Below are 13,639 nucleotides of genomic sequence, written 5' to 3'. Positions count from 1 at the left end.
ATAGTACCGACCGAAAAAAAAAGTCAATATTGCCGGATGAAAACCACCATTACCGTCGCCATCGTGGAAGACAAGGAGCCGATTCGACAGTCGCTGGCCATTTTGGTCGATGGGGCGGAGGGGTTTAGTTGTCAGGCTACGTTCGAAAATGCCGAACTGGCAATCGATCAGTTGCCGGGTCTCTGCGTCGACGTTGTGCTGATGGATATTGATCTGCCCGGCATGAACGGCATCGACTGTGTGAGGCAACTGAAAGTGCTCTGTCCGCATACCCAGTTTATGATGTGTACCATGTATGATGAAGACGAGACCGTTTTTGACGCGCTAAAAGCCGGTGCTAACGCCTATATTCTCAAACGCAGCCCGCCCCACAAACTCCTCGAAGCAATCACTGAGTTGCATGAGGGCGGTTCACCCATGAGTAGCACCATTGCCCGTAAAATTGCGGATTCATTTTATACGAGCCCAACCGCTCCCAGCGAACTGGACATCCTGACAACTCGTGAGCGCGAAATTCTCGACCGGCTGTCGAAGGGCCACAGCCATAAGGAAGTAGCCAACGAACTGTTTGTCAGCCCCACGACTGTGCGCAAGCATATCTTCAATATCTACCAGAAACTTCAGGTACACTCTAAAGTGGAGGCTGTCAATAAGTACCTGGGGCGTAAATAAGCCGGAAAAACGGGGCCGAGCGTCGGGGTGACGAATCGCCTTTTCGGACCAAAATCATACAAATGCGGTATTGTCGGCACTGAAACCAGCCGGTAGTTTTGCCCCGGTGATCGACCCAGATCACCCCAAAACGACCAGCTGTTGTGAAAAAACGCTTTCTATACGTATCGGAAATACGGGCCTTCGCTGCCTGTCAGGAACGTGGACTTCTGTTCAGCCGTCTTGCTTTCCTGATTATCCTGATAATGCTCGGGGGCCTGTCGTCCTGTCAACGAGCCTCCACGGCCTACTTCGCACCGACTCCCCATCCAGCCCCTCAGCGGTTGGCAATAAGTACACCAGCAATCGGGTCGATACCGGATTCATCGGCTACTGCTTCATTAATCGACAGTCCTCCCGTTGCCACTAAACCAATCTGGGAAATATCCGCTCCTGCCCCGGAGGCCGCAATAGCGACTACTGTTCGACGGTCTACGCTCTTACGTCGCGCCAGATTGCTTTTACCCCACAAACCCATTGATGCTACATGCGACCAAATCGTTCTGCGCAATGGCGATGTCATTGAAGCAAAAGTAAAAGAAGTGGCGGTAAATGAAATTCGGTATAAAAAATGTGACCGGCCCAATGGACCAGACTATACGATTTCTAAACGCGACGTTCTTAGTATCAAGTATTCGACGGGCGAAGTAGAACGGTTTACATCGGGAAGCAACTCCTCGGGCACGAGTTCGAGCGGTAGTTCAAATTCCTACAATAGCCCTACCAGTCCGCAAAACGACGGTCCCCGCACCGATCCATTTGCTATTGTCGCTATTTCAGCAGGTGGTCTGGCCATCTTCACCGGCTTGGGTTCACTTCTACTGGGTGCTGCGGCTGTTGTGTTTGGGGCGCTGAGTCTGGCTCGAATCCGCAAAGAACCCAACCGATTCAAGGGCAAGGGACTGGCTTTAGCGGGTATGGTCATTGGTATTGTGGCGGCTGCCGCTATCCTGCTTTACGTGTATGTTATTTAGGAAAACACTTTTCCAGGACGTTTATGAAAAACAGAATCATTTTCAGTATCCTCTTTCTGACGGTCGTATCGTGCTTACCCAAAAAAAATAAAGACGTAGAGCCTGATCTGGCGGGTACGTATCAGGTGAGTCGAATTAGTATTGGCTCCACAACAGTGAACTATCCGGATGGAAACGGCACATCGGCCAACGCGGTGATAACGCGCCCATCTGATAGTCAAATTAATGTGACAGTGATCGAAACAGAAAACGGAAAAACGAGTACCGAGCCTTATGGCACATTTACGATCCGAAAGGCAAGTGGCAAAGAGTATGATATACTCAGTTCAACTAACAGCGTTCGAATAGGCTCGATCAATGGCACTGATTTTACGTTAGATTTTACCAGTAGCGGAAAACGGTACACGCTGATTGCCCGGAAGTGACTTTATTATTTTTTAGGTAAATGCCTGACTACCTTGGTAAGTAGTCAGGCATTGTTCGTGATGGAGGGCGCTGCGACCGATTGAAGTAAACCAATCGTCAATATCCTCTCTATTAAATTATAAATAAATGGTTAACCTTGCCTCTGCAACCGGTTATTTGATAACAACTTTGTACGCTTATTGAGTAGCTTTGGCAATGCCCCGAATACCTGAATCATTGGTAGATTTTTTAACAATTTTTTACTCCACCATAACCGATCATGTCAACTTTTGATTGGGATAAGCGGCTGTACATTGACAAATACCTTTACCTACAATCCATGAAAAAACTAGTGTGCTTTTCTTTAGTCCTGCTGATGGCAGTGGCCTGTAAACATGTTTCTGATTCGGACACAAAACGTGTAGTTCTAACTGGAGTTGACACGTCAAAGAAACCCGGAGATGATTTTTTCATGTACGCCAACAGCATTTGGTACGATACCGCCCAGATACCGCCCAGTCAAACAGGCGTTGGTGCTTATTCCTTCATGAATTACCCACAGCGCATACGGTTGCAAGGTATTCTTGACAGCCTGTCAGGCAGCAAGAATCCGGCAGGAAGTATCGAACAGAAGGTGGGTGATTTTTATGCGTCAGGAATGGACACCTCCGCGATTAACAAACGCAGTTATGAACCTATCAAGCCCCTACTCGCCCGCATCGATGCGGTGACCGATGTTCCTTCGTTATTGACGCTGGTAGCACAGGAACAACAGGTTGGTGATGGTTCTATCATTGGTTTTTCGGTTGGGCCCGATGACAAACATAGTACGGTCAACATTGCCCAGTTTTATCAAAGCGGAATTGGCTTGCCCGAAAAGGAGTATTATACAAAGTCCGATTCCTCAACGCTCGCCATTCAGAAAGCGTACAAAACATACCTCACTCGCTTGTTTGAATTAACAGGGACCGAAGCTACTGCTGCCCAGAAAAACGCAGCTATGGCCTACGAACTAGAGAAACAATTGGCCACTGCACACCGAACCAACATCGAACTCCGGGACGTAAAAGCTAATTACAACAAACTGTCGGTCGCGGCTTTGTCAAAAAGACAGCCTACCCTGAACTGGAAAACATTATTAACCAATTTAGGGGTGAAGGCCGATTCGGTCAACGTAGGACAACCAGCTTATTATGATAAACTCAATACGCTGTTAAAATCGGTTCCCATCAGTGACTGGAAAGTCTATTTAAAAGCCAATGCGCTGACCAATTATTCGAATTTCTTAAGCCAACCGTTTGTTGATGCCTCCTTTGACTACACGAAAATATTAACTGGTCAAGCGGTTAAGAAAACACGGGCCGAGGAAATGACGCAGGCGGTTGATCGCTCGCTGGGACAGGCACTGGCTCAGTTGTATGTAAAAAAATATTTTCCTGAATCGGCGAAGAAGCGCATGGCTGTTTTGGTCGACAACCTTGAAAAGGCATTTGAAGCTCGTATCAACAAACTGGATTGGATGAGCGATTCCACCAAGGCAAAGGCGAAAGAAAAACTGTATGCCTTCACTGAGAAAATCGGTTACCCCGACAAATGGCGGGATTATTCGAAGGTGAACGTGAAACGAGATGCTTATTTTGAAAACCGGCTATCGGCCAACAAAAATGATTACCAGTATAACCTGGCTAAAGTAGGCCAGCTCGTCGACCGGACGGAATGGTACACAACTCCGCCAACGGTAACGGCGTATAACAATCCTCCGCTCAATGAAATTGTTTTCCCGGCTGGTATCCTGCAATCCCCTTATTTCGACGTAAACGCCGATGATGCGCTCAACTATGGCGGCATCGGTATGGTGATTGGCCATGAAATAACGCACTCATTTGATGATCAGGGAGCACAGTATGATAAAGTTGGCAACGTGACTAACTGGTGGAAAAAAGCGGATTACGACAAATTCAAAGCGAAGACACAGCAGGTAATCAATCAATACAATTCGTTTACCGTACTCGATTCGATGCACGTAAAGGGAGCCCTAACCGTAGGGGAAAACACGGCTGACATTGCCGGTGTTGCTATTGCATATGATGCGTTCAAACTCACTGCGCAAGGAAAGGACACGACTAAACTGGACGGCTTTACACCCGATCAGCGTTTCTTTATCTCGATTGCCAGAATATGGCGTGTAAAAACAAAGGATGAGTATATGCGTATGTATGTCAACACCAATCCGCACTCACCGGCCAGATGGCGTGTAAACGGACCGCTTATGAACTTTACGCCTTTCTACAAAGCGTTTAGCGTACAACCGGGCGATAAAATGTATAAACCCGAAACTCAAAGAATAACAGTTTGGTAATGTCATTACTATTTTAACAGTACATAACAGTATAAATCTAAAGCCCTGCAAGGTCTGACTTGAATGAAACAACGCATTGCTATTGACATGGATGATGTCATGGCCGACACTCACGCTAAATTTATCCGATTGTATCTGGAAGGGGATATGCCCCGCTACACACTTGAGGAATTAAAAGAAAAGTCTTTTCATGAATTATTCGATGAGCACGAGTACAAAGCAATCTCAGAACGGGTCTATGAGCCCGGTTTCTTTCGGGATATTCCGGTGATGAAAGGCGCCAAAGAAGTCATTGCAGAATTGATGCAGAAGTATGACATATTCGTAGCTTCGGCGGCACAGGAATTCCCTAACTCACTGCGTGAAAAATGGGATTGGCTACAGGAGCACTTCCCGGAAATCTCCTGGCACAATTACATTTTCCTGGGCGACAAGAGTGTTCTCAATACCGATTATCTAATTGACGACTTACCCCGTAATCTGCATACGTTCAAGGGTGAAGGATTGCTCTTCGACGCCCTGCATAACCGCGAAGACAACCAATTCCGGCGCATGAAATCATGGCATGATATTGCGGCCCATTTGCTATAAACAAGTAAAGCGGGTGGAAACCCGCACTTATAGAGAATAAACGGGTTTCCACCCGCTTTACTTCATAAAAAAAGCTCCGACGTATCGGAGCTTTTTTTATGAAGTAAAACTAGATAACAATTAAGCCTCTACTTCGTCTCGTATCTCTTCAACCCGGCGATCATGCCCAACTTCGTGCTGTGCCCTTTTTGCTTCGGCAGACGGTCGTAACCGAACAACGTGAAGTTTATGCAAAATGCCGATGAGCGGGAACGTTGGATCAAATTCAAACCACTTGGCTCCAAAGTTAGCCGAGTTAGGGCGTTTGTGGTGATTGTTCTGAAACAATTCACCCATCATAACGACGTCCAGAATTAATGAGTTTTTCGATTTGTCCTGGTTGTCGAAGTTCGAATAACCGTATTTATGACCACTCCAGTTAATGATAGCACCGTGAACGGGTCCCATGACGAAGTGAACGGGCAGCAGGAAAAAGAATGCCCAGTGCATATCTAAATAGATGAACGCGAAAATGTAGAACACGCTATAGAGAACTGCCCAACCAGCGCGGGATACCCAGGAGTCACCCACTTTTTCGATGAAGCTCCACTCCGGATAATTCCGGTCAAACTGACGCTCGATAGGTTGTTTACGGTGAAGAACCGCGTTGTAAATATCTTTGGTTTTCCACATCATCGTAAAAATATTTTTCGTATGATGGGGAGAATGAGGGTCCTTTTCGGTATCGCTGAACGCATGGTGCATGCGATGCAACACAGCATATGCACGTGGGCTCAAATACGACGAACCTTGCGAAATGTAAGTCAGCGCGTAGAAGAACCGCTCCCAGAATTTGCTCATAGAGAACATTTTATGGGCTGAATAACGGTGCAGAAAGAACGTTTGGCAGAACAGGGACAGATACCAATGCCCAATGAACGCGGCCAGTACAATCACAATAATGATTATTAAAGGGTGAAGATTACTACCTGAGAATACTCCTACAAAACTAACGAAATTTAAGGCGTTTTGGCTTGCCTTCCTCAAATAATACTTTAATTAATTTGTGGTCGTCGCGTATTGTAACAGATTGGCACCCATACGCAGGGCCTGCTGGCGCACTGGTTCAGGATCATTATATACACTCTGGTCTTCCCAACCATTGCCCAAATCGCACTCATAACTGTAAAAACACACTAAGCGCCCCTGGTAAATCAGGCCAAACCCCTGCGGTGCCTTACCATCGTGTTCGTGTACTTTGGGCAGACCACTCGCAAACTTGAACTTCTGTTGATACACTGGATGATTGAAGGGCAGCTCAATAAAACTGAGTTCAGGAAATACCTTTTTCATCTCCCGACGGATAAACTTGTCCAGCCCATAATTGTCGTCGATATGCAAAAAGCCTCCTGACATCAAATAACGGCGCATGTTCTGTACATCGCCATCGCTAAAGGTCACGTTGCCGTGGCCAGTCATGTGAACGAATGGATACCCAAAAATATCGGGACTGCCCGGCTCGACAATATCCTCTTCGGGAAAGATATTCATGCGTAAATTGGCATTGGCAAACTTAATCAGATTTGGTACCGAGGTTTTGTTGGCATACCAATCACCACCACCGTTGTATTTCAACTTGGCAATTTTATAAGCGTATTGTGCCTTTGCGGTGAAGACGAAGCAGCAAAGTATAACCAGAGCAAGAAGCTTTCTCATGCGTTTATAAAGTTCAATAGTTGACAGGCCGTCAGTGCGGCTGTTTCGGTACGTAATCGATTTGGTCCAAGTGTTACCATCTGAAAACCAGCGGCCACGGCTTGTTGAATTTCTTTATCCGAAAAATCTCCTTCCGGACCAATCAGCACAGCATACTGACCCGTTGCGGTTGCCCGTTTAGCTAAATTCACGGGCGGCTCATCATTTGGCAAATGGGCAATAAACCGTTCTTCTTCAGTGATGGTTTTCAGCAATTCACTGAATGATAATGCGTCGTCTAATTTAGGTAAATAAGATTGTAAAGACTGTTTCATGGCCGAAACAGCAATTTTCTCCAACCGTTCCATCTTTAAAACACGCCGTTCGGAATGCTGTCCGAAAAAGAAACTGATCCGCTCAATACCCAACTCTACTGCCTTTTCAATAAACCACTCGATTCGATCCAGATTCTTGGTTGGCGCCACACAGATTCGAATTGAGAATGGGCGCGGTGGCGTTGTTTGAACATCAGTTAGTCGAAATGAACAACGTCTGGGATCGGTTGTATGAATAACGGCTGAATAGCGGTTTCCTTGTCCATCTGTGACCAGAACAGAATCACCAACACGTAAGCGTAACGTTTTTACGGCATGGCGCGAATCATCTTCGGTTAAAATGTGAGTAGACTCGTTCGAACGAATGTCAGGCTGATAAAATAAGTGCATAAGTAAGGCAAAAGTACGCAGTCAATGTATCTGTGCTATCATTTACTGACAACATCAGCCCATAACCAACGTAACGATTCAGGCAAGATAGCACCGCCATGCTTGCCATTATGTCCGCCGGTGCCGCCAACAAATTTGTAGTCATACTGGCTAAACTTCAGTGCCGCGTCCATCTGTAGATTACCAAGCCACCAATTACCGTGCTGATTATCGAGATCATTGCTTCCATCCTGCAAAAAAACTTTAATTTTTCGCTTTGGCGCTTTTCGAATCAACGATGGATAGGCATAACCGCCTTTAATATTCGTGAAACTACCAACGTGGCTCAGCACTTTATGGAAGTAATCGGGTCGTTGCCAGGCAGCCGTAAACGCACATATGCCTCCCGACGACAGACCACCAATTGCACGCATCGTCGGTGAATCGGCCAATTTGTATGTCTTACTGATTTCCGGGATCAACTCGTCAATTAGCAGGCGGTCATATTGGTCGGTAAGGGTGTCGTACTCAACACTTCGGTTGTCTGCTCGGAACGGGTCTTTGGGTAATTCCTCGCCATGCTGTCCGGGGTTGATAAATAAACCAATCGTAACGGGCATGGCTTTTTGATGAATCAGGTTATCAAACACAATCGGCACCCGAAAATCGCCATCCTCTTTAACGTATGTGTGACCGTCCTGAAACACCATCAACGCGGCCGGGCTTTTTGGGTCATATTGGGCAGGTACATACACATAATATTCCCGGATGGTATTGGCGAAAACCCTACTTTTCCAGACAAATTTCGTTACGGTCCCTTTCGGAACATTTGGCTGCCGCTGCGAATCAGGGCCGTAAGTCAGGGTTTCGCTCACGGGCTTTTGCTGGGCCTGAATAGCCTGCATAAACCCCGGCAATACACTACTAATGAGAAGAATTAGTAATCGATGTTTCATCATCAAGGAAGGCAGTTAATACCTGAAACTACCGCCTGTCGGTTAAGAAACGGAACCCGCCCGCTTGTTTTTTTGTAATTTTGCAGAATAGATCACTCACTGTGAAAAAAGTCGCCTTTTATACACTCGGTTGTAAACTGAACTTCTCCGAAACCTCTACCCTTGCCCGCTTGATGGAACAGCATGGTTACGAGCGGGTAGAGTTCAATCAACAACCCGATATCTTTATCATAAACACCTGCTCCGTGACGGATAATGCCGACAAAAAATGTCGGAAGATTGTTCGTGAAGCGCAGAAAATCAATCCAGACGGCTATGTAGCTATTTTGGGGTGTTATGCTCAGTTGAAACCGAAAGAGATTTCGGAGATACCCGGCGTTGATGCGGTATTGGGAGCCGCCGAGAAATTCCGTCTGCATGAAATCATGCCGACGTTTGTAAAAGTGCCCTCGGGCCAACCGGCGCAGGTATTCAATTCGCCCATCGAGGAAGCTATCGATTACCATGCCGCTTATTCGCTTAACGACAGAACGCGTACATTCCTGAAAGTACAGGACGGTTGCGATTATCCCTGCGCCTACTGCACCATTCCATTAGCAAGGGGAAAAAGCCGCTCTGACACGATTGAGAACGTAGTACGGGCGGCATATGAAATTGCTAATCGTGGGGTTAAAGAGATTGTATTGACTGGCGTTAATATTGGCGACTTTGGCATAAGCAACGGCGAAAAGAAGGAAACATTCTTCGAATTAGTCCGAGCCTTAGACGAAGTTGAGGGTATTGAGCGTTTCCGAATTTCGAGCATCGAGCCAAATCTCCTTACGGATGAGATCATCGCTTTTGTAGCTCAGTCGAAACGATTTGTGCCCCATTTTCACGTTCCTCTCCAATCGGGCAGCAACCGTGTGCTGGGTCTGATGCGTCGACGGTACAAGCGCGAGTTGTACGTTAACCGGGTTCAGAAAATAAAAGAATTGATGCCCCATGCCTGCATTGGCGTCGATGTAATAGTGGGTCATCCCGGCGAAACGGATGCAGAATTTAAAGAAACGTACCTGTTTCTAAACGAGTTGCCTATTTCTTATTTGCATGTTTTCACGTACTCCGAGCGGCCAAACACAACAGCCCTAGACATCAAGCCAATTGTACCGGGAAACGTCCGGGCTGAACGGTCGAAAATGCTGCATATTCTGTCAGACAAGAAACGCCGGGCGTTTTATGATTCGCAGGTAGGCCGGGATGCAACCGTACTCTTCGAGGAAGACGTTGAAAATGGCTTAATGCAGGGATTCACGGAAAACTATATTCGTGTAGTAGCAAAATACGATCCCTTGCTAATTAACGAAACGCTGGCGGTCCATTTGACGACGGTAAATGCAGACGGCCTAATGGAAGTAACAGAACCGGAAGCTGTATTTGACACCCATTGATTTCTTTAACTATCCGGGCCGGTAGCAATACCGGCCTTTTTTGTGGTAGGTACTCACGGTAAAGTAATCTCCTTTCACAACGCAGGTGCCTAATGACTATCTACTTGCAGAAAAATCTGGTAGCTTTAAAGGGCTTACATAACTTCATGCCCTAATCCCTACACCTATGCACCTGATTGCTAAACTATTGATCGGCTTTGTGGCCATTGAACACATCTATATTTTATGGCTCGAAATGTTTGCCTGGACAACGCAGGGACGCAAAACATTTAAATCATTTCCGCCTGACTTATTTGAAAAGACGAAGTCGCTGGCGGCCAATCAGGGACTTTACAACGGCTTTTTATCGGCAGGGCTCATCTGGTCGTTGCTGATTGCTGACGCTGCCTGGAGCATAAACGTGGCTTACTTCTTTCTGGGCTGCGTGATTGTGGCCGGTGTATTTGGTGCGGTCACCGCACAACGGTCAATCTTTTTTGTGCAGGCGCTTCCGGCAATTCTGGCTCTGCTGGCGGTTGTTTTCGGTTAAATCGTTCTCGCTTTATATACACCTCAAATCACCTACTATGGAATCAGAGACAGGTACAAAAGGAAATCCCTGGCAGTTAAAAACGCCATCCGGTACATCGGAGTACACGATGTATAAAGCAGAAAAAGATGGTGTCGACATCCTGGTTTGTACTGTCGGCAAAACCATCTTGCACTATGATTACCGCTGTATTACTGATTTACATACCAGGCTGAAAGAGTATGGCGACTGGATGGAACTGGGTGCGTCCGATGAGCAGAAACCAGCTAAAGAGGGAACTGTGGAAGCCTGGGGGCGGTCGACAGAGAATCCAGTAGGAGGCTGGTATGGCTTAAAGAAAGGACTTCGCGGACGCTTTGGCATGTATCTTCCCCCACTCATGGAAGCTCTCGGCCTGGCCGAGGTGGAACATAATCCCAAAAACAACCGCATGCGGGCAATCTGATACCCCCTAAAAGCAGGAGACCGTCCCCAAGCGGGAACGGCTCCATGAGTACAACAAAACCACAGATAAAGCTGTCAGACATTGTAGGCCAGACAGGGTGCCTGTGGATCTGTTGAGGTACGACTTACGATTGACGACTTACAATTTTCCTGCATCAGCAATCAATTGTACTTCGTCAATCGTAAGTCGTCTATACGTTTATGCTTCGATCAGGAATTCATCGTGCTGACTTACGTCGAGGCCAGACTTCTCGTCTTCTTCCGTTACACGTAATGGGAGAATAAGATCGGTGATTTTCAGAATTACATAAGACATTACGAAAGCGAATACCGACACACCAACAAGAGCAATGATGTGGGTGATGAATAATTTCGTCTGACCAAATGCCAGCCCTTCATCAACAACAGCCGAGTTGATCCCTTTGGTAGCGAAGATACCGGTCATGAGCATACCTACCATACCGCCAACACCGTGGCAAGGGAATACGTCAAGTGTATCATCAAGCGTCGATTTCGACCGCAGGTGAGCTACGTAGTTAGACACCATAGCGCCAACAGTACCGATGAAAATAGCCGTAGGAATCGTTACGAAACCAGCCGCTGGCGTGATAGCAACCAGACCAACGACAGCACCGATACAGAAACCAAGCGCCGATACTTTCTTTCCTTTAGCCGCATCGAATAACACCCATGCCAGACCAGCCGAAGCAGCCGCCGTGTTTGTTGTTGCGAAAGCCGAAGCCGCTAATGGAGACGCTGCAACTGCCGAACCAGCGTTGAAACCGAACCAGCCGAACCACAGCAGACCTGTGCCCAACAGTACGAAAGGAATGTTTGCTGGTGGGAAATAGCTGGCCTCGATGTGCGACTTACGGCGCTTCAGGTAAAGAGCACCCGCTAGAGCAGCCCAACCTGCCGACATGTGAACAACCGTACCACCGGCAAAGTCAAGTACACCTAGTTTGAACAGGATACCTTCTGGATGCCAGGTCATGTGTGCTAATGGCGCATAAACGAACAGGCTAAACAGAATCATGAACAGAACATACGACCGGAAGTTGATCCGCTCGGCCATCGAACCCGTAACAAGGGCTGGTGTGATAACCGCAAATTTTAACTGGAAGAAAGCAAACACCACCAACGGAATGGTTGGCGCCAGCGACCAGGGCTTACCATCAAGTACGCCTTTGAACATAAAGTGATCCATTGGATTCCCAACAAAACCACCAATCGACGAACCAAACGCCAGACTGTAGCCAACCACTACCCAAAGGATACTAATAACACCCATGGCTACAAAGCTTTGCAGCATGGTCGAAATCACATTTTTGTTGTTGACCATTCCACCGTAGAAGTAAGCAAGGCCGGGTGTCATCAACAAAACAAGCGCAGTCGCAACGAGCATCCAGGCCGTATCGCCTGAGTTAATACCTTCCGTCACGATTTGCGTTGGAACGGCAGGCATGAGGACAGCCACAATGCTGATAACCAGCAGAATGACGAGAGGAATGTAATTGGGCTTTTGCATAGGACTTGAGGGTTTTTTGTTGTACTAGTGAGACATTAGGGTTAAGAAAATGAGAAGAAGATATTAGAACTTGAAGATGGCGGCCATACCAAGCGTAGCCTGAGAGGTCGTTAACGAACCATCGTTTTTCTCAAATTTGTTAGCCGAGTAGCTGTCAATACGTAGTTCTGGCTTGAACAGCAGGTGACCATCGGCAGCAGTAATGTTCCCGGTTACGGTAATGGAATTAACACTGGCGCCGTTACCAGCCGCATCTGTCAGGGCACGAGCACCATTTTTGTTATCAAATGTTTCGTAACGAACACCAAGTCCAAATTTGTCGGTGAAGGCGTAGTTAGAATAGACAGCTACACCGCCCCAGCTTTTCGATGTCAATGGCCCGCCGTATCCCTGGTAATCGCCCTTTTGCGAACCAGATGCCGCATTCAGGCCAAGGAAGAACTTAGACGTCACCTGATAAGTGGTCGTTAAATCGAACAATTGGTAAGACGCATCACCAGCCGGAACAGCCACAGTACCATTTGTGTTGAGAACGTCATTTGAAGCTTCATTTGATACAATTGCGTTCAGGTACACATTCCAGCCGGAAACCGGAGCGAAGAAGAGTTGCCCGATCAGCCCTTTCTTTTTGTTGTTGTCGTTAAGGTTATCAACGTTGTTCACCAAACCAACCATCAACGAAGCCCGGTCACTAAAGGCGTATTGCGCTTTCAGACCTATGTGATAGAACGGACCGTTGTTGAAGAGGTTAGACAGCGAATAGTTGTAGTTAACGGGTGCATCAATGACTTCATAGCCAATGTGTGTACCGAACTGGCCAGCCGTAAACGATAATTTGCTTGTTGCTTTGTAAGTAATGTAGGCTTGTTTGATAGCCAGTGAGGTAGAACCCGGTCCAAGCGGTCCGATGTAGTTACCGTAGTTACCTAAGTCAGAGAAGGGACCAAAAGTCAAATCCATTACAGCATCAACTTTGCTGGCCGAATAGACCGCTTTGGCCTGAACCAATCCAATACCGAACTGCCCGGCTCGCTGGTCGAATGCCCGTGCATTACCTACGCCCGTGCCATTCAACCCTAGGTTCGATTGGCTTTTGGGGTTATTGAAGTTTCCAAAATAATACGTGTCCATATACCCTGAGAAAGTGAATTTTCCAGGTGTTGCAGTGGCGGTGGTATCCTGAGCTTGAGCGGTAAAACCCAAAAACAAAGAACTAACAAGTAAAATTGTTTTTTTCATACTCTTTATTCGGTTGTAGATAACTTTTGCTGTGGTCTTATTTCGAAGCAAATTTTGTCACATAAATTATCCTACGCAACAGTCAACCCAAAATA

14 protein-coding genes are annotated in these 13,639 nt (G+C 46.9%); 8 read left to right on the top strand and 6 right to left on the bottom strand.

The features are described from left to right. Positions 1-36 precede the first annotated feature (36 nt). The 5 genes from CWM47_RS07320 (at position 37) to CWM47_RS07295 (ending at position 5,040) form a co-directional block, all read left to right on the top strand. Positions 37-672, top strand: a complete 636-nt coding sequence (locus CWM47_RS07320; protein ID WP_100987366.1) for a response regulator transcription factor — start codon at positions 37-39, stop codon at positions 670-672. A gap of 143 nt (positions 673-815) precedes the next feature. Continuing rightward, entirely contained in the window at positions 816-1,685 is an 870-nt protein-coding gene (locus CWM47_RS38050) for a DUF4190 domain-containing protein (protein ID WP_157815918.1), read from the top strand. Between the two features lie 23 nt (positions 1,686-1,708). Continuing rightward, positions 1,709-2,110 (top strand): hypothetical protein, encoded by a 402-nt coding sequence (locus CWM47_RS07305; RefSeq protein WP_100987363.1) that lies wholly within the window; start codon positions 1,709-1,711, stop codon positions 2,108-2,110. A gap of 320 nt (positions 2,111-2,430) precedes the next feature. Beyond that, positions 2,431-4,449: a M13 family metallopeptidase gene (locus tag CWM47_RS07300; RefSeq protein ID WP_100993771.1), complete on the top strand. Its 2,019-nt coding sequence runs from the start codon at positions 2,431-2,433 to the stop codon at positions 4,447-4,449. Between the two features lie 63 nt (positions 4,450-4,512). After that, positions 4,513-5,040: a 5' nucleotidase, NT5C type gene (locus CWM47_RS07295; protein WP_100987362.1), complete on the top strand. Its 528-nt coding sequence runs from the start codon at positions 4,513-4,515 to the stop codon at positions 5,038-5,040. A 120-nt stretch (positions 5,041-5,160) separates the two neighbouring features. Here CWM47_RS07295 and CWM47_RS07290 read toward each other — a convergent pair whose 3' ends face one another. The 4 genes from CWM47_RS07290 to CWM47_RS07275 form a co-directional block, all read right to left on the bottom strand. Continuing rightward, entirely contained in the window at positions 5,161-5,976 is an 816-nt protein-coding gene (locus CWM47_RS07290; RefSeq protein WP_100987361.1) for an acyl-CoA desaturase, read from the bottom strand. Positions 5,977-6,078: 102 nt separating this feature from the next. After that, positions 6,079-6,735: a DUF4159 domain-containing protein gene (locus CWM47_RS07285; RefSeq protein ID WP_100987360.1), complete on the bottom strand. Its 657-nt coding sequence runs from the start codon at positions 6,733-6,735 to the stop codon at positions 6,079-6,081. Further along, on the bottom strand, positions 6,732-7,439 hold the full coding sequence (locus CWM47_RS07280; RefSeq protein ID WP_100987359.1) for a 16S rRNA (uracil(1498)-N(3))-methyltransferase: 708 nt from the start codon (positions 7,437-7,439) through the stop codon (positions 6,732-6,734). Before CWM47_RS07280 ends, CWM47_RS07285 begins: the two co-directional genes overlap by 4 nt. Positions 7,440-7,477: 38 nt before the next feature. Beyond that, positions 7,478-8,377 (bottom strand): alpha/beta hydrolase, encoded by a 900-nt coding sequence (locus CWM47_RS07275; RefSeq protein ID WP_240625747.1) that lies wholly within the window; start codon positions 8,375-8,377, stop codon positions 7,478-7,480. Between the two features lie 98 nt (positions 8,378-8,475). Here CWM47_RS07275 and mtaB point away from each other — a divergent pair, with 98 nt between their 5' ends. The 3 genes from mtaB (at position 8,476) to CWM47_RS07260 (ending at position 10,778) form a co-directional block, all read left to right on the top strand. Next, on the top strand, positions 8,476-9,804 hold the full coding sequence (gene mtaB, locus CWM47_RS07270; protein ID WP_100987358.1) for a tRNA (N(6)-L-threonylcarbamoyladenosine(37)-C(2))-methylthiotransferase MtaB: 1,329 nt from the start codon (positions 8,476-8,478) through the stop codon (positions 9,802-9,804). A gap of 166 nt (positions 9,805-9,970) precedes the next feature. Beyond that, on the top strand, positions 9,971-10,333 hold the full coding sequence (locus CWM47_RS07265) for a DUF1304 domain-containing protein (protein ID WP_100987357.1): 363 nt from the start codon (positions 9,971-9,973) through the stop codon (positions 10,331-10,333). A 37-nt stretch (positions 10,334-10,370) separates the two neighbouring features. Further along, entirely contained in the window at positions 10,371-10,778 is a 408-nt protein-coding gene (locus CWM47_RS07260; protein WP_100987356.1) for a DUF6855 family protein, read from the top strand. 198 nt (positions 10,779-10,976) lie between these two features. On the opposite strand, the gene CWM47_RS07255 is transcribed toward CWM47_RS07260, so the two are convergent. Both CWM47_RS07255 and CWM47_RS07250 read right to left on the bottom strand, forming a co-directional pair. Continuing rightward, on the bottom strand, positions 10,977-12,305 hold the full coding sequence (locus CWM47_RS07255; RefSeq protein WP_100987355.1) for an ammonium transporter: 1,329 nt from the start codon (positions 12,303-12,305) through the stop codon (positions 10,977-10,979). A 63-nt stretch (positions 12,306-12,368) separates the two neighbouring features. Then, complete coding sequence (locus tag CWM47_RS07250; protein WP_100987354.1) at positions 12,369-13,544, bottom strand: outer membrane beta-barrel protein; 1,176 nt, start codon at positions 13,542-13,544, stop codon at positions 12,369-12,371. Positions 13,545-13,639: the final 95 nt, after the last annotated feature.

It is taken from the genome of Spirosoma pollinicola, assembly GCF_002831565.1.
GTDB classification, from domain to species: Bacteria; Bacteroidota; Bacteroidia; order Cytophagales; family Spirosomataceae; genus Spirosoma; species Spirosoma pollinicola.
Note: the sequence above shows the minus strand (reverse complement) of the source record. Positions and strands in the feature narration are given on the sequence as shown.

Bases quoted from the DNA above. Each gene is read 5' to 3' on its own strand.
- CWM47_RS07295 (WP_100987362.1), top strand. From the start codon at position 4,513: ATGAAACAACGCATTGCTATTGACATGGATGATGTCATGGCCGACACT.
- CWM47_RS07255 (WP_100987355.1), bottom strand. From the start codon at position 12,305: ATGCAAAAGCCCAATTACATTCCTCTCGTCATTCTGCTGGTTATCAGC.
- CWM47_RS07275 (WP_240625747.1), bottom strand. From the start codon at position 8,377: ATGATGAAACATCGATTACTAATTCTTCTCATTAGTAGTGTATTGCCG.
- CWM47_RS07260 (WP_100987356.1), top strand. From the start codon at position 10,371: ATGGAATCAGAGACAGGTACAAAAGGAAATCCCTGGCAGTTAAAAACG.
- CWM47_RS07300 (WP_100993771.1), top strand. From the start codon at position 2,431: ATGAAAAAACTAGTGTGCTTTTCTTTAGTCCTGCTGATGGCAGTGGCC.
- CWM47_RS07285 (WP_100987360.1), bottom strand. From the start codon at position 6,735: ATGAGAAAGCTTCTTGCTCTGGTTATACTTTGCTGCTTCGTCTTCACC.
- CWM47_RS07265 (WP_100987357.1), top strand. From the start codon at position 9,971: ATGCACCTGATTGCTAAACTATTGATCGGCTTTGTGGCCATTGAACAC.
- CWM47_RS07250 (WP_100987354.1), bottom strand. From the start codon at position 13,544: ATGAAAAAAACAATTTTACTTGTTAGTTCTTTGTTTTTGGGTTTTACC.
- CWM47_RS07305 (WP_100987363.1), top strand. From the start codon at position 1,709: ATGAAAAACAGAATCATTTTCAGTATCCTCTTTCTGACGGTCGTATCG.
- CWM47_RS07320 (WP_100987366.1), top strand. From the start codon at position 37: ATGAAAACCACCATTACCGTCGCCATCGTGGAAGACAAGGAGCCGATT.
- CWM47_RS07280 (WP_100987359.1), bottom strand. From the start codon at position 7,439: ATGCACTTATTTTATCAGCCTGACATTCGTTCGAACGAGTCTACTCAC.